Annotated in this window: 21 protein-coding genes, 4 tRNA genes and 1 pseudogene; 13 read left to right on the top strand and 13 right to left on the bottom strand. The window is 55.9% G+C overall.

The genetic code is table 11. The features are described 5' to 3' along the window. The first annotated feature begins 4 nt into the window (after positions 1-4). The 8 genes from ACOTXF_RS12490 (at position 5) to pdxK (ending at position 7,424) form a co-directional block, all read left to right on the top strand. Positions 5-580: an RpoE-regulated lipoprotein gene (locus ACOTXF_RS12490; RefSeq protein WP_047745144.1), complete on the top strand. Its 576-nt coding sequence runs from the start codon at positions 5-7 to the stop codon at positions 578-580. A 92-nt stretch (positions 581-672) separates the two neighbouring features. Further along, a complete protein-coding gene (locus ACOTXF_RS12485; protein ID WP_047745143.1) occupies positions 673-1,572 on the top strand; it encodes a Dyp-type peroxidase in 900 nt (299 codons plus the stop codon). Between the two features lie 174 nt (positions 1,573-1,746). Next, complete coding sequence (locus ACOTXF_RS12480; protein ID WP_047745142.1) at positions 1,747-2,760, top strand: sulfate ABC transporter substrate-binding protein; 1,014 nt, start codon at positions 1,747-1,749, stop codon at positions 2,758-2,760. Beyond that, positions 2,760-3,593 carry a sulfate/thiosulfate ABC transporter permease CysT gene (gene cysT / locus ACOTXF_RS12475; protein ID WP_008501609.1) on the top strand — a complete coding sequence of 278 codons (834 nt, stop codon included), beginning with the start codon at positions 2,760-2,762 and terminating at the stop codon, positions 3,591-3,593. The genes ACOTXF_RS12480 and cysT overlap by 1 nt, the downstream gene beginning before the upstream one ends. Then, a complete protein-coding gene (gene cysW, locus ACOTXF_RS12470; protein WP_008501608.1) occupies positions 3,593-4,468 on the top strand; it encodes a sulfate/thiosulfate ABC transporter permease CysW in 876 nt (291 codons plus the stop codon). The genes cysT and cysW overlap by 1 nt, the downstream gene beginning before the upstream one ends. Next, entirely contained in the window at positions 4,458-5,552 is a 1,095-nt protein-coding gene (gene cysA / locus ACOTXF_RS12465) for a sulfate/thiosulfate ABC transporter ATP-binding protein CysA (protein ID WP_008501607.1), read from the top strand. Before cysW ends, cysA begins: the two co-directional genes overlap by 11 nt. A 118-nt stretch (positions 5,553-5,670) precedes the next feature. Next, on the top strand, positions 5,671-6,582 hold the full coding sequence (gene cysM, locus ACOTXF_RS12460) for a cysteine synthase CysM (protein WP_047745141.1): 912 nt from the start codon (positions 5,671-5,673) through the stop codon (positions 6,580-6,582). A 5-nt stretch (positions 6,583-6,587) separates the two neighbouring features. After that, complete coding sequence (pdxK, locus tag ACOTXF_RS12455; RefSeq protein WP_232926713.1) at positions 6,588-7,424, top strand: pyridoxine/pyridoxal/pyridoxamine kinase; 837 nt, start codon at positions 6,588-6,590, stop codon at positions 7,422-7,424. Between the two features lie 44 nt (positions 7,425-7,468). Here the strand turns inward: pdxK and crr are convergent, their stop codons facing one another. The 5 genes from crr to cysZ all read right to left on the bottom strand — a co-directional run bounded on the left by crr (position 7,469) and on the right by cysZ (position 12,262). Continuing rightward, complete coding sequence (gene crr, locus ACOTXF_RS12450; protein ID WP_003861316.1) at positions 7,469-7,978, bottom strand: PTS glucose transporter subunit IIA; 510 nt, start codon at positions 7,976-7,978, stop codon at positions 7,469-7,471. Between the two features lie 40 nt (positions 7,979-8,018). Beyond that, positions 8,019-9,746, bottom strand: coding sequence for a phosphoenolpyruvate-protein phosphotransferase PtsI (gene ptsI / locus ACOTXF_RS12445; RefSeq protein WP_008501604.1), 1,728 nt, complete (start codon positions 9,744-9,746; stop codon positions 8,019-8,021). Between the two features lie 44 nt (positions 9,747-9,790). Continuing rightward, positions 9,791-10,048, bottom strand: a complete 258-nt coding sequence (gene ptsH, locus ACOTXF_RS12440; protein WP_000487600.1) for a phosphocarrier protein Hpr — start codon at positions 10,046-10,048, stop codon at positions 9,791-9,793. A gap of 317 nt (positions 10,049-10,365) precedes the next feature. Beyond that, a complete protein-coding gene (gene cysK / locus ACOTXF_RS12435; RefSeq protein ID WP_008501603.1) occupies positions 10,366-11,337 on the bottom strand; it encodes a cysteine synthase A in 972 nt (323 codons plus the stop codon). 163 nt (positions 11,338-11,500) lie between these two features. Next, a complete protein-coding gene (gene cysZ / locus ACOTXF_RS12430; RefSeq protein ID WP_008501602.1) occupies positions 11,501-12,262 on the bottom strand; it encodes a sulfate transporter CysZ in 762 nt (253 codons plus the stop codon). Positions 12,263-12,492: 230 nt separating this feature from the next. Between cysZ and zipA the strand changes: the two genes are divergently transcribed. The 3 genes from zipA (at position 12,493) to ACOTXF_RS12415 (ending at position 15,777) form a co-directional block, all read left to right on the top strand. Then, positions 12,493-13,476 (top strand): cell division protein ZipA, encoded by a 984-nt coding sequence (zipA, locus tag ACOTXF_RS12425; RefSeq protein WP_021241791.1) that lies wholly within the window; start codon positions 12,493-12,495, stop codon positions 13,474-13,476. Between the two features lie 68 nt (positions 13,477-13,544). Next, on the top strand, positions 13,545-15,560 hold the full coding sequence (ligA, locus tag ACOTXF_RS12420) for an NAD-dependent DNA ligase LigA (protein ID WP_032635318.1): 2,016 nt from the start codon (positions 13,545-13,547) through the stop codon (positions 15,558-15,560). 1 nt (position 15,561) lies between these two features. Beyond that, complete coding sequence (locus tag ACOTXF_RS12415) at positions 15,562-15,777, top strand: DUF3820 family protein (RefSeq protein ID WP_003861328.1); 216 nt, start codon at positions 15,562-15,564, stop codon at positions 15,775-15,777. Here ACOTXF_RS12415 and ACOTXF_RS12410 read toward each other — a convergent pair. Further along, positions 15,774-16,769, bottom strand: a complete 996-nt coding sequence (locus tag ACOTXF_RS12410) for a bile acid:sodium symporter family protein (RefSeq protein ID WP_008501598.1) — start codon at positions 16,767-16,769, stop codon at positions 15,774-15,776. The genes ACOTXF_RS12415 and ACOTXF_RS12410 overlap by 4 nt on opposite strands. 89 nt (positions 16,770-16,858) lie before the next feature. Between ACOTXF_RS12410 and ACOTXF_RS12405 the strand changes: the two genes are divergently transcribed. Beyond that, positions 16,859-17,794, top strand: coding sequence for a LysR family transcriptional regulator (locus ACOTXF_RS12405; RefSeq protein WP_023294241.1), 936 nt, complete (start codon positions 16,859-16,861; stop codon positions 17,792-17,794). On the opposite strand, the pseudogene ACOTXF_RS12400 reads toward ACOTXF_RS12405, so the two are convergent. From ACOTXF_RS12400 to ACOTXF_RS12380, 5 genes and pseudogenes are all read right to left on the bottom strand, one after another. Further along, positions 17,791-18,132, bottom strand: a pseudogene (locus ACOTXF_RS12400) (FlxA-like family protein). The gene ACOTXF_RS12405 and the pseudogene ACOTXF_RS12400 overlap by 4 nt on opposite strands. Positions 18,133-18,258: 126 nt before the next feature. Then, positions 18,259-18,334: transfer RNA gene (locus tag ACOTXF_RS12395), tRNA-Lys, on the bottom strand. Positions 18,335-18,338: 4 nt separating this feature from the next. Beyond that, positions 18,339-18,414: transfer RNA gene (locus ACOTXF_RS12390), tRNA-Val, on the bottom strand. Between the two features lie 29 nt (positions 18,415-18,443). Continuing rightward, positions 18,444-18,519: transfer RNA gene (locus ACOTXF_RS12385), tRNA-Val, on the bottom strand. 41 nt (positions 18,520-18,560) lie between these two features. Continuing rightward, positions 18,561-18,636: transfer RNA gene (locus ACOTXF_RS12380), tRNA-Val, on the bottom strand. A gap of 258 nt (positions 18,637-18,894) precedes the next feature. On the opposite strand from ACOTXF_RS12380, the gene gltX reads away from it, so the two are divergent. Next, positions 18,895-20,310, top strand: a complete 1,416-nt coding sequence (gene gltX, locus ACOTXF_RS12375; RefSeq protein ID WP_316937076.1) for a glutamate--tRNA ligase — start codon at positions 18,895-18,897, stop codon at positions 20,308-20,310. 44 nt (positions 20,311-20,354) lie between these two features. Here the strand turns inward: gltX and ACOTXF_RS12370 are convergent, their stop codons facing one another. Further along, positions 20,355-20,747 (bottom strand): YfeC-like transcriptional regulator, encoded by a 393-nt coding sequence (locus ACOTXF_RS12370; RefSeq protein WP_047745138.1) that lies wholly within the window; start codon positions 20,745-20,747, stop codon positions 20,355-20,357. Position 20,748: 1 nt separating this feature from the next. Then, positions 20,749-21,111 (bottom strand): YfeC-like transcriptional regulator, encoded by a 363-nt coding sequence (locus ACOTXF_RS12365; protein ID WP_008501593.1) that lies wholly within the window; start codon positions 21,109-21,111, stop codon positions 20,749-20,751. Positions 21,112-21,269 lie beyond the last annotated feature (158 nt).

Here is a 21,269-nt window from a genome sequence, read left to right as displayed (position 1 = left end):
TTCAATGAAATCGCTGCGTTTAGTTTTATGCGCTCTTCCGCTGGCATTGACCGGCTGTTCGACGCTCTCCTCCATTAACTGGTCCGCTGCGTATCCGTGGAACTGGTTTGGCTCATCAACGGAAGTGACCGAGCAGGGCGTGGGGAAAATTACCGCCGCGACGGCGCTGGATCAGAATGCTATTCAGGATGCGCTCAGCAGTGACTACCGCCTGCGCAGCGGCATGAAAACAGAGAATGGCAATATAGTGCGCTATTACGAGGCGCTGAAGGGCGACAAGCTGGCGCTGGCGATCAACGGTGACAAAGGCACGGTAAACCGGATCGCGGTGATGGACGAAGATATTCCGACCGCCAGCGGCGTGAAGGTCGGGACGCCGTTTAGCGATCTTTATAAGCAGGCCTTTGGCAACTGTACCAGCGTGCCATCCGACGATGAAGTGGCGGTGGAGTGTAAGGCGGAAGGCAGCCAGCACATCAGCTATGTTTTTACCGGCACCTGGAGCGGCCCGGAAGGGGTGATGCCGTCTGACGACACCCTGAAGAGCTGGAAGGTGAGCAAAATAGTCTGGAAGCAGTAATTTGCGTCTGAACAAACCGCCTCGCTGAAATCCGGGTATAATAGCCGCCATCAATGCCACGCTGACGTGGCATCTTTATTTCAGGAGGAGCGATGTCTCAGGTTCAGAGTGGCATTTTGCCAGAACATTGCCGCGCGGCGATTTGGATTGAAGCCAATGTCAAAGGGGACGTGGATGCCCTGCGTGCGGCCAGCAAAGCGATTATTGATAAACTGGCGACCTTCCAGGCCAAATTCCCGGAAGCCCACCTCGGCGCCGTTGTTGCGTTTGGCAATAACGTCTGGCGTCAGCTGAGCGGCGGCGAAGGGGCGGAAGAGCTGAAGGACTTCATTCCTTACGGCAAAGGCCTGGCACCTGCGACCCAGTACGACGTGCTGATCCACATCCTTTCTCTGCGTCACGACGTGAACTTCTCCGTTGCCCAGGCGGCGGTGGCGGCCTTTGGCGACAGCATCGAGGTGCAGGAAGAGGTTCACGGTTTCCGCTGGGTAGAAGAGCGCGATCTGAGCGGCTTTGTCGACGGAACGGAAAACCCGGCGGGTGAAGAGACGCGTCGTGAAGTCGCGGTAATCAAAGACGGCGTGGACGCGGGCGGCAGCTACGTGTTCGTGCAGCGCTGGGAGCATAACCTCAAGCAGCTTAACCGCATGAGCGTGCACGACCAGGAGATGATGATTGGCCGTACGAAAGAGGCCAACGAAGAGATCGACGGTGATGACCGTCCGGTCACCTCGCACCTGAGCCGCGTTGACCTCAAAGAAGACGGTAAAGGACTGAAGATTGTCCGCCAGAGCCTGCCGTACGGCACGGCAAGCGGCACGCACGGCCTCTACTTCTGCGCCTACTGCGCGCGCCTGCATAACATTGAACAGCAGCTGCTGAGCATGTTCGGCGATACCGACGGCAAGCGCGACGCCATGCTGCGCTTCACCAAACCGGTGACCGGCGGCTACTACTTCGCGCCGTCCGTCGAGCGTCTGCTGGCGCTGTAAACCGCTTTCCATACGTAGGCCGGGTAAGCGTTAGCGCCACCCGGCAATTTTCCCTGCTCCTTATTCCCTTTTCTGCTTCTAAATCACCAAACGGTATATAAAACCGTTACTGCTTTCATCACCGTTATAAATATTATGACTATAAGATAGTCATCACATTTATAAGGGTGCGCAATGGCCGTTACTGTACTGAAAAAAGGAACTCTGGCGCTGGCAGGTTTACTGCTGGTGGCACAGGCGCAGGCGACTGAACTGTTGAACAGTTCGTATGACGTCTCCCGCGAGCTGTTTGCCGCCCTTAATCCCCTGTTCGAACAGCAGTGGGCGAAAGACAATAACGGCGACAAGCTGACCATCAAGCAGTCTCACGCCGGTTCGTCCAAGCAGGCGCTGGCCATCCTCCAAGGCCTGAAAGCGGACGTCGTGACCTACAACCAGGTGACTGACGTGCAGATCCTGCACGACAAAGGCAAGCTGATCCCGGCGGACTGGCAGAGCCGTCTGCCGAACAACAGCTCGCCGTTCTACTCCACCATGGGCTTCCTGGTGCGCAAGGGCAATCCGAAGAATATCCACGACTGGAGCGATCTGGTGCGTTCCGACGTGAAGCTGATCTTCCCGAACCCAAAAACCTCCGGTAACGCGCGTTACACCTATTTAGCGGCGTGGGGCGCGGCGGACAAGGCTGACGGTAACGATAAAGCCAAAACCGAGCAATTCATGACCCAGTTCCTGAAAAACGTCGAAGTGTTCGATACCGGCGGCCGCGGGGCGACCACGACCTTCGCAGAGCGCGGCCTGGGCGATGTGCTGATCAGCTTTGAATCGGAAGTGAACAACATCCGCAAGCAGTATGAAGCGCAGGGCTTTGAGGTGGTTATCCCGAAAACCAACATCCTGGCCGAGTTCCCGGTCGCATGGGTGGATAAAAACGTGCAGGCGAACGGTACCGAGAAAGCGGCAAAAGCCTATCTTAACTACCTGTACAGCCCTCAGGCGCAGGCCATCATTACCGATTACTACTACCGCGTAAACAATCCGGACGTGATGAACAAGCTGAAAGATAAGTTCCCGCAGACCGCGCTGTTCCGCGTGGAAGACCATTTTGGCTCCTGGCCAGACGTGATGAAAACGCATTTTGCCAGCGGCGGTGAGTTAGACAAACTGCTGGCGGCGGGGCATAAGTAATGTTTGCAGTCTCGACCAAACGCGTGCTGCCGGGCTTTACCTTAAGCCTCGGGACCAGCCTGCTGTTCGTCTGCCTGATTCTGCTGTTGCCGCTCAGCGCGCTGGTGATGCAGCTTGCGCAGATGAGCTGGGCGCAGTACTGGGACGTGATCACCAACCCGCAGGTGGTGGCGGCCTATAAGGTGACGCTGCTGTCGGCGTTTGTCGCCTCCATTTTTAACGGCGTGTTCGGCCTGCTGATGGCGTGGATCCTGACCCGCTATCGTTTCCCGGGCCGCACGCTGCTTGACGCCCTGATGGATCTGCCGTTTGCGCTGCCGACGGCGGTCGCGGGCTTAACCCTCGCGTCGCTCTTCTCCGTGAACGGGCTGTACGGCGAGTGGCTGGCGAAATTTGACATCAAGGTGACCTACACCTGGCTTGGTATCGCGGTGGCGATGGCCTTTACCAGCATCCCGTTTGTGGTGCGTACCGTGCAGCCGGTGCTGGAAGAGTTAGGTCCGGAATACGAAGAAGCGGCGGAAACGCTGGGCGCCACGCGCTGGCAGAGCTTCCGCAAAGTGGTGCTGCCGGAGCTGTCTCCGGCGCTGATGGCGGGCGTCGCGCTGTCGTTTACCCGCAGCCTCGGCGAGTTCGGTGCGGTGATTTTTATCGCCGGGAACATCGCCTGGAAAACGGAAGTGACCTCGCTGATGATTTTCATTCGCCTGCAGGAGTTTGATTATCCGGCGGCGAGCGCGATCGCTTCGGTGATCCTCGCGGCCTCGCTGCTGCTGCTGTACTCGATTAACACTCTGCAAAGTCGCTTTGGTCGACGTGTGGTAGGTCACTGATGGCGGAAGTTACGCAATTGAAGCGATACGATGCGCCCCGCATCAACTGGGGTAAATGGTTTCTGATTGGGGCGGGCGTGCTGGTTTCCGCCCTCATTCTCGTCGTGCCGACGATTTATATCTTCGTTCAGGCGTTCAGCAAGGGCCTGATGCCCGCGCTGGAAAACCTGGCGAACCCGGACATGCTGCACGCCATCTGGCTGACCGTGCTGATTGCCCTGATCACCGTTCCGGTGAACCTGGTGTTCGGTACCCTGCTGGCGTGGCTGGTGACGCGCTTTAATTTCCCGGGACGTCAGCTGCTGCTGACCCTGCTGGATATTCCGTTTGCCGTATCGCCGGTGGTGGCGGGTCTGGTGTATCTGCTCTTTTACGGCTCCAACGGCCCGCTGGGCGGCTGGCTGGATGCACATAACCTGCAGATCATGTTCGCCTGGCCGGGCATGGTGCTGGTCACCATCTTCGTGACCTGTCCGTTTGTGGTGCGCGAGCTGGTGCCGGTGATGTTAAGCCAGGGGAGCAACGAAGACGAAGCGGCGGTGCTGCTGGGTGCGTCGGGCTGGCAGATGTTCCGCCGCGTGACCCTGCCGAACATCCGCTGGGCGCTGCTTTATGGCGTGGTGCTGACCAATGCCCGCGCGATTGGTGAATTCGGTGCCGTTTCCGTCGTCTCTGGCTCCATTCGGGGTGAAACGCTGTCGCTGCCGCTGCAGATTGAACTCCTGCAGCAGGACTACAACACCATTGGCGCCTTTACTGCCGCAGCGTTGCTGACGCTGATGGCGATTTTGACCCTGTTTTTGAAGAGTGTGGTGCAGTGGCGTTTAGAAAATCAGGAAAAACGTCAGCATCAGGAGGGAAATCATGAGCATTGAGATTGCCAATATTAAGAAGTCTTTTGGTCGCACCCAGGTGCTGAATGATATCTCGCTGGATATCCCTTCCGGACAAATGGTGGCGCTGCTGGGGCCGTCTGGCTCGGGCAAAACCACGCTGCTGCGTATTATCGCCGGGCTTGAGCACCAGACCAGCGGGCACATCCGCTTCCACGGCACTGACGTGAGCCGCCTGCACGCCCGCGATCGTAAGGTGGGCTTTGTGTTTCAGCATTACGCGCTGTTCCGCCACATGACCGTGTTCGACAACATTGCGTTTGGCCTGACCGTGCTGCCGCGTCGTGAGCGCCCGGATGCAGCAACCATTAAGGCGAAAGTGACCAAACTGCTGGAGATGGTGCAGCTGGCGCATCTGGCGGACCGTTTCCCGGCCCAGCTGTCCGGCGGGCAGAAACAGCGCGTGGCGCTGGCGCGCGCGCTGGCCGTTGAGCCGCAAATTCTGCTGCTGGATGAACCCTTCGGCGCGCTGGATGCGCAGGTGCGTAAAGAGCTGCGCCGCTGGCTGCGTCAGCTGCATGAAGAGCTGAAATTCACCAGCGTCTTCGTGACCCACGACCAGGAAGAGGCGATGGAAGTCGCGGATCGCGTGGTGGTCATGAGTCAGGGCAACATTGAGCAGGTTGACGAGCCGGAGCAGCTCTGGCGTGAACCGGCGACCCGCTTCGTGCTGGAGTTTATGGGCGAGGTGAACCGCCTGCAGGGTACCATTCGCGGTGGTCAGTTCCACGTTGGCGCGCACCGCTGGCCGCTGGGCTATACCTCCGCGCATCAGGGCCCGGTCGATCTGTTCCTGCGTCCGTGGGAAGTGGACGTGAGCCGTCGAACCAGCCTGGACTCACCGCTGCCGGTACAGGTGCTGGAAGCGAGCCCTAAAGGGCACTACACCCAACTGGTGGTTCAGCCGCTGGGCTGGTACACCGAGCCGCTGACCGTGGTCATGCGCGACGACGTCCCGCCGCATCGGGGAGAGCGCCTGTTTGTCGGTCTTCAGCATGCCCGTATTTATCACGGCAAGGAACGCATCGAGACGCGCGAGGATATTGCTCTGGCGGAGTCAGCCTGATAGGTTATTAGGATGTTTATCGCCCGGTGGCGCTGCGCTGACCGGGCCTACAGCTAAAACTGCGTCTTGTAGGCCGGGATCGCTGCGCGCAACCCGGCTTTTTTATTGAGTAAAAATCGTGAATACACTCGAACACACCATCGGCAATACCCCTCTGGTCAAGCTTCAGCGTATGGGGCCGGCCAACGGCAGCGAAATCTGGGTCAAACTCGAAGGCAATAACCCGGCGGGGTCGGTGAAAGACCGGGCCGCACTGTCGATGATCGTCCAGGCTGAAAAGCGCGGCGAGATTAAGCCGGGCGACGTGCTGATTGAAGCCACCAGCGGCAACACCGGTATCGCCCTGGCGATGATTGCGGCGCTGAAAGGCTATCGCATGAAGCTGCTGATGCCGGACAATATGAGTCAGGAGCGTCGCGCCGCGATGCGTGCCTACGGAGCCGAGCTGATTCTGGTGACCAAAGAGCAGGGGATGGAAGGCGCGCGCGACCTGGCGTTAGAAATGGCCGAGCGCGGCGAAGGTAAACTGCTCGATCAGTTTAACAACCCGGACAACCCCTACGCGCACTACACCACCACCGGGCCAGAGATCTGGCAGCAGACTGACAGGCGGATCACCCATTTTGTCTCCAGCATGGGCACCACGGGAACCATTACCGGCGTATCCCGTTTTCTGCGCGAGCAGGCGAAAACCGTCACCGTCGTTGGCCTGCAGCCGGAAGAGGGGAGCAGCATTCCGGGCATTCGCCGCTGGCCTGCGGAGTATATGCCGGGCATTTTTAATGCACAGCTTGTGGACCAGGTGCTGGATCTTCACCAGCGCGAGGCGGAAAATACCATGCGTGAGCTGGCCGTGCGCGAAGGTATCTTCTGTGGCGTCAGCTCGGGCGGCGCGGTAGCGGGTGCGATTCGGGTGGCGCAGGCAAACCCGGGTGCAGTAGTGGTGGCGATTATTTGCGATCGCGGCGATCGCTATCTCTCTACCGGCGTCTTTGGAGAAGAGAGTTATTCGCAGGGGGCGGGGATTTAAGCGTCATGGAGATGATTCTATTCCGGGATAATACCCGGGCGCAGCAAACCGATATTGTCGCGGTGCAGTCTCAGGTGGTGTACGGCAGCGTGGGGAACAGCATTGCGGTACCGAATATTCGTACCCACAGGCTGAACGTTACCGCCGTGCCGACGGTACTGTTCAGCAACACGCCACACTATGACACCTTCTACGGCGGCGTGATCCCCGACGAGTGGTTCAGCGGCTACCTGAAGGCGCTGGAAGAGCGCGAAATCCTGCGCGAGCTTAAGGCGGTCACCACCGGCTATATGGGCAGCGCCAGCCAGATCGTCCTGCTGGCGCAGTGGCTGAAAGCGGTCAAAGCGCAGCATCCTGACCTGCTGGTGCTGGTCGATCCGGTTATCGGCGATATTGACAGCGGGATGTACGTGAAGCCTGAGATCCCCGAAGCGTATCGGGAGCACCTGCTGCCGCTGGCGCAGGGGATCACGCCCAATGTCTACGAGCTGGAAGTGTTAAGCGGCAAGCCGTGCCGCACGCCGGAAAGCGCCATCGCGGCGGCACAGGGACTGCTCTCCGACAGCCTGAAATGGGTGGCGATCACCAGTGCGCCGGTTGCCGACGATCCGCAAAACATCCACGTGGTGCTGGTCTCACGCGAGGGCGTCACCGTCAGCGCGCATCCGCGCGCAGAGACCGATCTGAAGGGAACGGGCGATCTGTTCTGTTCAGAGCTGGTGAGCGGCATTGTAGAGGGGAAAACCGTTGCCGATGCCATTCGCATGGCCGGCGATCGGGTGACTGACGTCATGCTGTATACCCAGTCGAAAGGCTACGACGAGCTTATCCTCCCGGCATAAACAAAAATGGCGCCCGAAGGCGCCATTTTTCTGTGCGGCAAGAATTACTTCTTGATGCGGATAACCGGGGTTTCACCCACGGTGACGCTGCCAGACAGTTTGATCAGTTCTTTGATTTCGTCCATGTTGGAGATAACAACCGGCGTCAGGGTAGACTTGGCTTTTTCTTCCAGCAGTGGCAGATCGAATTCAATCACCGGGTCGCCAACTTTCACACGCTGGCCTTCTTCCGCGATACGTTTGAAGCCTTCGCCTTTCAGTTCAACGGTGTCGATACCGAAGTGAACGAACAGTTCGATACCGCTATCAGATTCGATAGAGAACGCATGGTTGGTTTCAAAAATTTTACCGATGGTGCCGTCAACTGGAGCAACCATTTTGTTGCCAGTTGGTTTGATAGCAATGCCATCACCAACGATTTTCTCAGCAAACACTACATCCGGCACGTCTTCGATGTTGACGATCTCGCCGGAGAGCGGAGCAACAATCTCAATAGTTCCGGAGTCTTTCTTATCATCAGAAACCAGAGATTTCAGTTTATCGAACAAACCCATGATCTTCTCCTAAGCAGTAATTTGGGCCGCATCTCGTGGATTAGCAGATTGTTTTTTCTTCAATGAACTTGTTAACCAGCGTCATTAACTCGTCCGTTGTCGGTTGAGCAAGAGCCTGCTCTGCTAACACCTTCGCATCTTCGAAGTTCGTGTTACGGATAATCTTCTTAATGCGCGGGATGGAAATGGCGCTCATAGAGAATTCGTCCAGACCCATACCCAGCAACAGAAGTGTAGCACGTTCGTCGCCTGCAAGCTCACCACACATGCCAGTCCATTTACCTTCTGCATGAGAAGCATCAATAACTTGCTTGATCAAGTTCAGTACGGACGGTGACATTGGCTGGTAGAGATGTGAAATCATATCATTACCACGGTCAACTGCCAGGGTGTACTGCGTTAAATCATTGGTGCCGATACTAAAGAAATCAACTTCTTTGGCTAAATGACGCGCAATGGTCGCCGCCGCAGGTGTTTCCACCATCACGCCGATCTCGATTGACTCGTCAAATGCTTTACCTTCGTCGCGCAGTTCCTGCTTGTAGATTTCGATCTCTTTCTTCAGTGCACGCACTTCTTCAACAGAGATGATCATCGGGAACATGATGCGCAGCTTACCGAACGCAGAGGCACGCAGGATTGCGCGAACCTGGTCACGCAGGATCTCTTTACGATCCATCGCAATACGCACGGCACGCCAGCCCAGGAACGGGTTCTCTTCTTTCGGGAAGTTCATGTACGGCAGCTCTTTGTCGCCACCGATGTCCATGGTACGGACGATAACCGCCTGAGAGCCACAGGCTTCAGCAACGGCTTTATACGCAGCAAACTGCTCTTCTTCCGTTGGCAGCGCGTCGCGGTCCATGAACAGGAATTCTGTACGATAGAGACCAACACCTTCCGCACCGTTGCGCTCAGCGCCATCAACGTCGCGGACGGTACCGATGTTTGCGCACACTTCAACCTGATGGCCGTCCAGGGTGATGGCTGGCAGGTCTTTCAGCTTAGCGAGTTCCGCTTTTTCAGTCGCAACCTGCTCCTGAACCGCGCGCAGTTTTTCGATCTCTTCGTTAGTTGGGTTGACGTAAACCAGATTGTTTACGGCATCCAGAATCAGATAATCGCCGTTTTTCACCTGAGAGGTGACGCTACCGGTACCCACGATGGCAGGCAGTTCCAGAGAACGCGCCATGATAGAGGTGTGGGAGGTACGGCCGCCCGCATCGGTGATGAAACCGAGGACCTTTTTCAGGTTCAGCTGTGCGGTTTCAGACGGGGTGAGGTCAGCGGCAACCAGGATCACTTCATCCTGAATGGCGCTCAGGTCGATAATGGCCAGACCCAGGATGTTGCGCAGCAGGCGCTTACCGATGTCACGTACGTCAGCCGCACGCTCTTTCAGGTATTCATCATCCAGTTCTTCCAGGGCAGTTGCCTGACCTTCGATAACTTCATGCGCAGCCGCGTCGGCCGTCATGCCTTTATCTTTAATCAGGGCTATGATTTCCTGCTCCAGCTCCTCATCTTCGAGCAGCATGATGTGCCCTTCGAAGATGGCTTCTTTTTCTTCACCGAAAGTTTCGCCAGCTTTAGTTTTGATTGCTTCCAGTTGCGCAGATGCCTTGGCACGACCGCTCAGAAAACGTTCAACTTCCTGATCAACCTTGTCGGCAGAAATTTTTTTCCGGTCGATGACGATCTCGTCTTCTTTCAGCAGCAGTGCTTTGCCGAAAGCGATACCCGGGGATGCTAAAATGCCTGAAATCATAACCCTACCTTACTTGTGACTGATATTTAAAAGAACCCGGAAACTTACTCGAGCTCAGCCATCAGTTTTACCAGATGCTCAACTGCTTTCTGCTCGTCTTCACCTTCCGCAGAGATGGTGACTACGGTGCCCTGAGTCAGGCCCAGAGTCTGCAGTTTGAACAGGCTTTTTGCGCTGGCGCTTTTGCCGTTGGAAGTCACAGTGATTTCAGAAGTGAAGCCTTTCGCTTCTTTAACAAACTGAGCAGCAGGGCGGGTGTGCAGACCGTTCGGAGCGGTAATAGTAACTTCTTGCTGGAACATTGTATTTCCCCAACTTATAGGTTTAGTGTTGTGGAACTAAAGTCTAGCCTGGCGACTGAACTTTAGCCTGTATTGTTAGCGCTGACGTTTCGATCGTCATTAAACATTATGCAGCGAAAGCAAGACTTGAACCAAATCATAAAATCGATTCAGCAAGGCTATTTCGTTCGCTGATTAATTTCACGCATCAAAATAATTGCTGGTTTAAATACCAGACCCAACGGGGTGAAGCAATGCCAGGAGGGGCAAAAGTTTGAAGCAGGCCACAAAAAAGCACCTGAAAAGGTGCTTTTTTACGCGTTATTAACATAGTGGCACTACTGTTGCAGCTCTTTTTCAGTGAACAGATCGGCAAACAGTGCGGTGCTCAAGTAACGCTCACCCGAGGAAGGAAGGATAACCACAATATTCTTATTGGTAAAGGCCTCATCTTCCTGAAGTTTAAGCGCTGCCGCAACGGCCGCACCGGAAGAGATACCTGCCAGAATGCCTTCTTCGTCCATCAGGCGACGCGCGGTAGAGATGGCTTCTTCGTTCGTGATAGTGACTACTTTATCAATCAGCTTCAGATCCAGGTTGCCCGGAATGAAGCCTGCGCCAATCCCCTGAATTTTGTGCGGGCCGGGTTTGAGCTCTTCCCCCGCCAGGGCCTGGGTGATAACCGGTGAATCAGTCGGCTCAACGGCAACGGTGATCAGCTCTTTTTTACCTTTGGTGCCTTTAATATAGCGTGACACGCCGGTCAGCGTGCCGCCGGTACCTACGCCGGAGATAAAGACGTCAACCTGGCCGTCGGTATCTTCCCAGATTTCCGGGCCGGTAGTCTTCTCGTGAATTTCCGGGTTAGCCGGGTTGCTGAACTGCTGCAGCAGCAGGTATTTCGCCGGATCGCTGGCCACAATCTCTTCGGCTTTCTGAATGGCACCCTTCATGCCCTTCGCGCCTTCGGTCAGCACCAGGTTCGCGCCCAGCGCTTTAAGCAGCTTACGACGCTCGATGCTCATGGTTTCAGGCATGGTCAGCGTCAGCTTGTAGCCGCGCGCGGCAGCAACATAGGCCAGAGCGATCCCGGTATTGCCGCTGGTCGGTTCCACCAGCTCAACGCCCGGCTTCAGTACGCCACGTTTTTCAGCATCCCAAATCATGTTTGCACCGATACGGCATTTTACGCTGAAGCTCGGGTTACGTGATTCGACCTTCGCCAGGATGCGTCCATTACCGATACGGTTCAGTCGAACCAGGGGCGTATGACCGATAGTCAGCGAGTTGTCTTCATAAATCTTACTCATGGCCTGTCCTTAACTGTATGAAATTGGGATACCGACCCAGCATACCTGCTAAGCAGGTAGGGGGAAGTAAGGAATTCGCATATCTATATACTGCAAGGAAATAATGGGGATCAGTATGGAATAAGGGGCGGCATAAGCCACCCCTGCTTTACACATTTTTGCATTATTTCCATAACGCGTGCTTAGCACGGTAGCAGTCGACCCACATGGCGGTCGCGCCGCAAACGGCAACCGGCATGATGAACAGATTCAGGAACGGAATCATAGTGAACAGGCTGGTCAGCGCGCCAAACTGCATATTGGCGATCTTCTGGCTGCGCAGGGCGGTGCGCATCTCTTTAAACGGCACCTTGTGGTTATCGAACGGATAGTCGCAGTACTGGATGGCCAGCATCCAGGCGCTGAACAGGAACCACAGCACCGGTGCCACCGTCTGGCCAATGCCGGGCACAAAATAGAGGATAAGCAGCACAACCGCGCGGGGCAGGTACCAGGCAAACTTCTGCCATTCACGCTTCATAATGCGAGGGAGGTCTTTCATGATCCCCAGGATGCCCGTGTCCGGCGGTGTTGCGCCGGTAAGGCGCGCTTCCAGCTGTTCCGCCAGCAAACCGTTAAACGGCGCGGCTATCCAGTTGGCAATCGTCGAGAAGAAGTAGCCAAATACCAGCAAAACGGAGATCACCGCCACCGGCCAGAGCAGGTAGTTAAGCCACTGCAGCCAGTCCGGCACGTAGCTCATCAGCGATGGGATCCAGCTTTCCAGTTTTGTGAACAGCCACCAGAACGCGCCGCCCATCAGAATAATGTTGATCAACAGCGGCAGAATGACGAAGCGTCGAATACCCGGCAGAGAGACCAGTTTCCAGCCCTGAGAAAAATACCAGACGCCGCTGCGCGGGGGAGAAGAAGATGTTGAAACCATAGCCAGGCTGTACTCCTTTTTACACAACCAATGGAATTGCCCGCCTATATTATCCACTTACGGACCAATGACCAGTTCGGAAATGTTCGAAAAACCAGCAAAAAGCACGATTTCCTTCATCTTTATGCTGTGAATGCTCTGCACACACTTGCACTTGACGTAAACGGCAAATACTCTTAGTGAGTAAATGTTTGCCGTGGTGGCAAGGTGTTAGAACAACAGAGAATATAATGATGCAGGATTTGCGTCTGATATTAATCATTGTTGGCGCGATCGCCATAATCGCTTTACTGGTACATGGTTTCTGGACCAGCCGTAAAGAGCGTTCCTCGATGTTTCGCGATCGCCCACTGAAGCGCATGAAGTCCAGTCGTGACGACGATGACAGTGAAGATGACATCGATGGAAGCGACGATGACGGCGTGGGTGAAGTTCGTGTTCATCGGGTCAATACTGCGCCCGGCGTAGGCCATGGGGAGCATGAAGCACCTCGTCCTTCGCAGCACCAGTATCAACCGCCGTATGCTTCTGCACAGCCGCGCCAGCCAGCGCCGCAGCCTGTGGAAGAACCGGTGCGCCAGCCGCCGCAACAGCCTGTGTATCAGCAGCCTGCTGCGCCACAGCCGGTTCAACAGCAACCCGTGCAGCAGCCTGTGCAACAGCAGCCTGCGCAACCGGTACATCAACCGCAGCAGCCTGTTCATGTTCAACCTGCGCCGCAGCCCGCTCCGGCCCCGCACGTTGAGCCTGAGCCCGTTGTAGAGCCAGAGCCGGTTGTTGAAAAACCGCAGCGTAAAGAAGCGGTGATCATCATGAACGTGGCCGCCCATCACGGCAGCCATCTGAACGGTGACGTACTGCTGAACAGTATTCAACAGGCCGGCTTCAAGTTTGGTGATATGAATATCTTCCATCGTCACCTGAGCCCGGACGGTAGCGGCCCGGCGCTATTTAGCCTGGCCAATATGGTTAACCCTGGCACATTCGACCCAGAAATGACGGGCGATTTCGTGACGCCGGGTGTCACTATCTTTATGCAGGTGCCGTCCTACGGCGACGAACTGCAAAACTTTAAGCTGATGCTGCAATCCGCTCAGCACATCGCTGACGAAGTGGGTGGTGTGGTGCTCGACGATCAGCGTCGCATGATGACCCCGCAGAAGCTGCGTGAGTATCAGGACCGCATCCGCGAAGTTAAGGAAGCCAACGCGTAACCGACGCGTTATCTTCAACTCCTCCTCAACCCCCGCATGTCGGGGGTTTTTCTCATTGATGGTGTGATATGGACTCAATCGAACAACAACTCACTGAACTGCGAACCACGCTTCGCCATCATGAATATCTCTATCATGTTATGGACGCGCCGGAAGTCCCGGATGCGGAGTATGACCGTCTGATGCGCGAGCTGCGCGAATTAGAAGCGCAGCACCCGGAGCTTATCACACCGGATTCCCCCACCCAGCGCGTCGGCGCTGAGCCGCTGGGCGCTTTCAGCCAGGTGCGTCATGAAGTACCGATGCTGTCGCTGGATAACGTCTTCGATGAAGAGAGCTTTCTCGCGTTTAACAAGCGCGTGCAGGATCGCCTGAAAAGCAGCGACGCTCTCACCTGGTGCTGCGAACTGAAGCTGGATGGCCTGGCGGTCAGTCTTCTCTATGAAAACGGCGTGCTGGTGCGTGCCGCGACGCGTGGCGACGGTACGACGGGCGAAGACATCACTACCAACGTGCGTACCATCCGCGCGATCCCGCTGAAGCTGCAGGGTGACAACATTCCTGCACGTCTGGAAGTGCGCGGCGAGGTGTTTCTGCCCCAGGCGGGCTTCGAGAAAATTAACGAAGAGGCACGTCGCACCGGCGGTAAGGTGTTTGCTAACCCGCGTAACGCGGCGGCGGGCTCGCTGCGCCAGCTTGATCCGCGCATCACCGCGAAGCGACCGCTTACGTTCTTCTGCTACGGCGTCGGTATTCTGGAGGGCGGCGAGCTGCCGGATACCCATCTCGGGCGTCTGCTGCAGTTTAAGGCGTGGGGCCTGCCGGTGAGCAACCGCGTTCAGCTCTGCGACTCGCCGGAAGCGGTGCTGGCGTTCTACCACAAGGTGGAAGCGGACCGTCCGACGCTCGGCTTTGATATTGATGGCGTGGTCATCAAGGTGAACTCGCTGGCGCTGCAGGAGCAGCTGGGCTTTGTGGCGCGCGCGCCGCGCTGGGCGGTGGCGTTTAAGTTCCCGGCTCAGGAGCAGATGACCTTCGTCCGCGACGTGGAGTTCCAGGTGGGACGTACGGGGGCCATTACCCCGGTCGCTCGTCTGGAGCCCGTGCAGGTGGCGGGTGTGTTGGTGAGTAATGCCACGCTGCATAATGCCGATGAGATCGAACGCCTTGGTCTGCGTATCGGTGACAAAGTGGTGATCCGCCGCGCGGGTGATGTGATCCCGCAGGTGGTTAACGTCGTGGAGTCAGAACGTCCTGACGATACGCGCGAGGTTGTCTTCCCGACCCATTGTCCGGTGTGCGGCTCGGACGTTGAGCGCGTAGAAGGTGAAGCGGTGGCGCGCTGTACGGGCGGCTTAATCTGTGGCGCGCAGCGTAAAGAGTCGCTAAAGCACTTCGTCTCCCGTCGCGCAATGGACGTTGACGGTATGGGCGACAAGATTATCGATCAGCTGGTTGAGAAAGAGTACGTCCACACGCCAGCGGATCTCTTCAGGCTGACCGCAGGTAAACTAACCGGTCTGGATCGCATGGGGCCAAAGTCAGCCCAGAACGTTGTTAACGCGCTGGAAGCGGCAAAAGAGACCACCTTCGCCCGTTTCCTTTATGCGCTGGGCATTCGTGAAGTGGGTGAAGCGACGGCAGCAGGGCTGGCGGCGTACTTTGGTACGCTGGAGGCGCTGGAAAAGGCAAGCATCGAGGAGCTACAGAAAGTCCCGGATGTCGGCATCGTCGTCGCCACGCACGTCTTTAACTTCTTTGCTGAAGAGAGCAACCGCGAGGTCATCGGCCAACTGCTGGCAGAGGGCATCAAATGGCCTGCGCCGGTCGTCGTCAACGCCGAAGAGATCGACAGCCCGTTCGCCGGTAAAACGGTGGTGCTGACCGGCAGCCTGAGCCAGCTATCCCGTGATGATGCAAAGGCACGTCTGGTGGCGCTGGGAGCCAAAGTGGCGGGCAGCGTGTCGAAGAAAACTGATCTGGTCATTGCCGGGGAGGCCGCCGGTTCGAAGCTGGCGAAAGCCCAGGAGCTCGGCATTGAGGTTATCGACGAAGCAGAAATGATGCGTCTGTTAGGAGAGTAACGTGGAGAAAGAGCAGCTCGTTGAGATCGCCAATACGGAGATGCCGTTCGGTAAATATAAGGGCCGCAGGCTGATTGATTTGCCGGAGGAGTATCTGCTGTGGTTTGCCCGTAAGGATGAATTCCCGGCAGGGCGACTGGGCGAGCTGATGGCTATCACGTTACTGATCAAAACCGAGGGGCTGACCCAGCTGGTGCAGCCCCTGAAACGTCCTTAAGCCTTTGCGGCGCGGGTCCCTTCCTGCGCCAGTTTTTCCGTCTGGCGCTTGTAGCGACGCGCCAGCACCGCGCAGACCATCAGCTGGATCTGATGGAAAATCATTAGCGGCAGTACCATCATTCCAATCACCGAGGTCGGGAACAGAATGTTGGCCATCGGGATACCGTTTGCCAGACTCTTCTTCGAACCGCAGAACACAATCGTAATTTCATCCGCTTTGTTGAAGCCGCACTTGCGTGCCACAAAGACGTTTACTGCAATGACAATTGCCAGCAGGATGAGGCTGACCACCACGATAAAGAGCAGCGAACCAGCGCCCACCTTATGCCAGATCCCGTTCACGACCGCTTCGCTGAAGGCGGAATAGACCACCAGCAGGATCGACGACTGGTCGGTTTTTGAAATCCATTTCTTGTGCTTTGCCACAAATGCGCCCGTCCACGGACGCGAGAGATGCCCCAGCACAAACGGCAGCAGCAGCTGCAAACAGATTTTGCCGACCTGCTCAAGGTTACCTTCCGCGCCGTGCATGTTCATCAGCAGGCCCACCAGCAGCGGGGAGACGAAAATCCCCAGCAGGCTGGATGCCGATGCCGAGCAGACGGCGGCCGCAACGTTCCCTCCCGCCAGAGAGGTAAAGGCAATGGCGGATTGCACGGTAGCCGGCAGAATACAGAGATACAGAAAACCGGTATAGAGCGCCGGGTCGACGTTAACCGGTGCCCACCAGGCAAACAGCACGCCGAGGATCGGGAAGAGAATGAACGTGCTGCACATTACCCAGAGATGCAGCCGCCAGTGGCTCCCCCCTGCGATAATCGCTTCACGGGACAGCTTCGCGCCGTGCATAAAAAACAGCAGTGCGATGGCGGCCGTCGTCAGCCCTTCAAAGAACGGGACGAACCCGCCGCGAGCGGGAAAGAACGAGGCCAGTAAAACGGTAACGACCAGGGTGAGCGTAAACGGATCAACAATACGAAATAGTTTCATAATGACTCCTGAAAACAGATGTCGCTATTGTGCTTTTTTCCGTTTGAGAAATAAAATTGATTTATTGCATCCATTCATGAATTAAACAGATGAATTATTCTTTACGCCAGCTCCGCATTTTCGTTACCGTCGCCAATGCCCGCAGCTTTAGCCGGGCAGGGGAGATGATTGGCCTGAGCCAGTCGGCGGTCAGCCACAGCGTGAAAGAACTGGAAAATCAGACCGGCGTACGGTTGCTTGACCGCACCACGCGCGAAGTGGTATTGACCGAAGCCGGGCAGCAGCTTGCTCTGCGCCTTGAACGGCTGCTGGATGAGCTGAACAGCACGCTCAGAGACGTGGGGAGGCTGGGGCAGCAGCTTTCGGGTACCGTGCGGGTCGCGGCCAGCCAGACGATATCTGCACACCTTATCCCGCAGTGTATTGCCGAGGGGAACCATCGCTACCCGGACATTGACTTTGTCCTGCATGACCGGCCACAGCAGTGGGTACTGGAGAGCATCCGCCAGGGGGATGTCGATTTTGGTATTGTTATCGATCCCGGCCAGGTGAGCGATCTGGAGTGCGAAAGCGTACTTTCGGAGCCCTTTTTGCTGCTCTGCCGTGACGACGATCCGCTGGCCGCGTTGCCTGACGTCAGGTGGCAGTCACTGCAGGGCGCAAACCTGGTTTTACAAGATTATGCTTCGGGCAGCCGCCCGCTGATTGATTCCGCACTGATGAATCAGGGGGTAAAGGCAGCGATCGTGCAGGAGATTGGTCACCCGGCAACGCTGTTTCCCATGGTGGAAGCCGGGATCGGCATCAGCGTGTTGCCCGCCCTGGCGCTTCCCCTGCCTCAGGGAAGTCGACTGGCCGTGAAGCGGTTGACGCCCGTTGTCGAACGAAAGCTAATGCTGGTGCGGCGAAAAAATCGTTCACTCTCGGGGGCGGCGCAGGCTATCTGGGAAGTGGTGCGTATCCAGGCACAGCGATTGACCGAGGCCCGCATACGCGATCCACTGTTTAACGCTTCAGAAGATTAGATGTAGATATCAATCTGATTATTGTCTGTTGGGCTATTCACACCTTCCACTTTGCCCAATTTTTGATCCTGCTTTTTCTGGGCCTCTTCGGCCTGCTGGCGCTGCAGTGCGGCGAGCTGCGCCTGAAGCACTTTGATCTGGGTCTGAATCAGTTCCTGCTGCTTTTTCTTATCTTCCGTGCTGCCGGGACTGTTCGCCAGCTCGTTTAACTGCTGAGTCAGTTTTTGGATTTTGTCGAGAATGCGGGTGATTTACGCAGAGATATCGTTACCGCCAGAAGCCCCATTCCCGCCACTGCTGGTTTGAATAGATTGGGTTGATGCCTGAATGGTCGTCATACTTTTTCCTCGCGTTATAAAACAGAGGTATCGGCACCGACGGGATTAGCTTGAGGAAAATGCGGCAGGTTCACATTTTTTATATCGCAGATAGCAAAAAAGCGCCTTTAGGGCGCTTTTTTACATTGGTGGGTCGTGCAGGATTCGAACCTGCGACCAATTGATTAAAAGTCAACTGCTCTACCAACTGAGCTAACGACCCGAAATGGTGGGCGATGACGGGCTCGAACCGCCGACCCCCTCCGTGTAAAGGAGATGCTCTACCAACTGAGCTAATCGCCCATTTCGGAACTGCTGCGATAAGATGAGAATGGTGGGCGATGACGGGCTCGAACCGCCGACCCCCTCCGTGTAAAGGAGATGCTCTACCAACTGAGCTAATCGCCCAATCTCAATCCTTATCTACACTGCGAGTCTACCGAAGTAGATGGTGGGTGATGACGGGCTCGAACCGCCGACCCCCTCCGTGTAAAGGAGATGCTCTACCAACTGAGCTAATCACCCCCGCTGTGTGGAGTCGCATTATAGGGAGAGTTGAAAATGAGTCAACGCATTTTCTAAAGTTTTTATTCGTTCGTCGTAAAATTAAGCAAAACGATCGCGAAATGGGCAGTGGCGCATGATTTCTAAACAAAAATCGCAAACTCGGGCCCGATTCAGGGAACAACATTGAGGAATCGCCGCACAGTGATAGAATATTGCCCATTGTTTTTTCCCCAGGATTTGCCGATTGCCGGCATCTTTATAACGTAAGGCCATTTCATGAAAATCAAAACTCGCTTCGCGCCGAGCCCGACAGGCTATCTGCACGTCGGTGGTGCACGTACCGCTCTCTATTCCTGGCTTTTCGCACGCCACAACAAAGGTGAGTTCGTGCTGCGTATTGAAGACACCGATCTTGAGCGCTCCACGCCAGAAGCAATTGAAGCCATTATGGATGGGATGAGCTGGCTGAACCTGGAATGGGACGAAGGTCCCTATTTCCAGACCAAACGCTATGACCGCTATAACGCCGTCATTGATGAGATGCTGGTCGCGGGCACGGCGTATAAGTGCTACTGCTCCAAAGAGCGTCTGGATGCGCTGCGTGAAGAGCAGATGGCGAACGGTGAAAAGCCGCGTTATGACGGCCGCTGCCGCCACGACCACAGCGAGCATGCTGCAGATGAGCCTTGCGTTGTGCGTTTTGCTAACCCGCAAGAGGGGTCTGTGATCTTTGACGATCAGATCCGTGGCCCGATCGAATTCAGCAACCAGGAGCTCGACGATCTGATCATCCGTCGTACCGATGGTTCTCCAACCTACAACTTCTGCGTCGTGGTTGACGACTGGGATATGGAAATTACCCACGTTGTGCGCGGTGAAGACCATATCAACAACACGCCACGTCAGATCAACATCCTGAAGGCGCTGAACGCCCCTGTGCCTGTTTATGCGCACGTCTCCATGATCAACGGCGACGACGGGAAAAAGCTGTCTAAACGTCACGGTGCGGTGAGCGTGATGCAGTATCGCGACGACGGCTATCTGCCAGAAGCGCTGCTGAACTATCTGGTGCGTCTGGGCTGGGCTCACGGTGACCAGGAGATCTTCAGCCGCGAAGAGATGATCGAACTGTTCTCTCTGAGCTCTGTCAGCAAATCCGCCAGCGCGTTCAACACCGACAAGCTCCTGTGGCTGAACCATCACTACATCAATACCATGCCGCGAGAATATGTGGCGACGTATCTGCAGTGGCACATTGAGCAGGCAAATATTGATACCCGCACAGGCCCTGAGCTGGCGGATCTGGTGAAACTGCTCGGCGAGCGCTGCAAAACGCTGAAAGAGATTGCTGAAAGCTGCCGCTACTTCTATGAAGAGTTTGATGCGTTTGATGCGGACGCCGCGAAGAAACACCTTCGCCCGGTTGCGCGTCAGCCGCTGGAAGTGGTGCGTGACAAGCTGGCTGCCATTACCGAGTGGACCACAGAGAATGTGCATCACGCCATTCAGGCGACGGCGGACGAGCTGGAAGTTGGCATGGGTAAAGTCGGTATGCCACTGCGCGTTGCGGTGACCGGTGCGGGTCAGTCTCCGGCGCTGGACGTAACGGTTCATGCTATCGGCAAATCACGCAGCGTGGCGCGCATTAACAAGGCTCTGGACTTTATCGCTGAACGAGAAAATCAGCAGTAATGACGTCTCAGATAAAACAAACGGCAGGGGAACCTGCCGTTTTTTTATGCTTCTTCTTCTGCAATACCCAGACGCTTAAGAAAGCCTTGAATGCCTTCGCGCTTCAGGAAGGTGTCCAGACGCTTCTGCTCTGCTGCAGTCATACTCTCCAGCGTCTCAATTATGCCCGGAAACAGGTTTTCAGAGGGGGCATTGTAGGCGGAAGTGGCCTCCGCGAGATGGTAAACCGCCTGACGGTTGCGAATCGCCGGGAGACTCATAATATGTTCCTTCACGCGCGCATCGATATGAATGAGCCTCGCGCGGCCGCCTTTCACGCCGTTGAGTCCTTCTGTTTTCCAGCCCTGCTGGCGAATCCAGCGATTAACCGTTTGCCTGGCAACGCCCAAACTCTCCGCCAGCTCTTCCGTGGTCATTTTGCTCCTTAATTTTTTCATATCAGTCCCGATCGCGAATCCCTAAACGTTGCAACAATCCGGTGATCCCTTCCCGCAGTAAAAGCGATGTCATCTGTTTCTGCTCTTCCGGCGTCATTTCATCAGCCAGCGTCAGGAGTAGGGTGTGAAGCGAACTGTTATGGCTGGTACCTTCTGCCATATCGGACGTTTCGCTTGCCCGACGTGCGCTGCGGATAAAGTCGCGGACTTTTTCGTTCACATGTACCAGTCGCGCTTTCCCGCCCTGAACGCCAGGTTTTGGTGACGTAATCCAACCCTCTTTGCGTACCCATTTATTGATGGTCTGTCGGCTATAGCCAGTGAGCAGGGCTAACTCTTCTGGCGTCATTCGTTCCTTGATCATGCAATTTCCTGAATATCAGTGGGGTTAATTAACGGCTCATTTTATAGCACCGTTTTACATGAAAACGTGACAGGCTTAACTCCTGATTACGAGCACGCTCGCAAAGTGATTCATTTGCATGATTTTTCGGCGATCGAACGGCGGTCATTGATTTTGCC

The sequence above is a fragment of the Enterobacter cloacae complex sp. IR53041 genome, assembly GCF_049238285.1.
Lineage (GTDB): Bacteria > Pseudomonadota > Gammaproteobacteria > Enterobacterales > Enterobacteriaceae > Enterobacter > Enterobacter roggenkampii.
The sequence above is the reverse complement of the archived record's forward strand: the minus strand, read 5'-3'. Positions and strand labels throughout refer to the sequence as shown.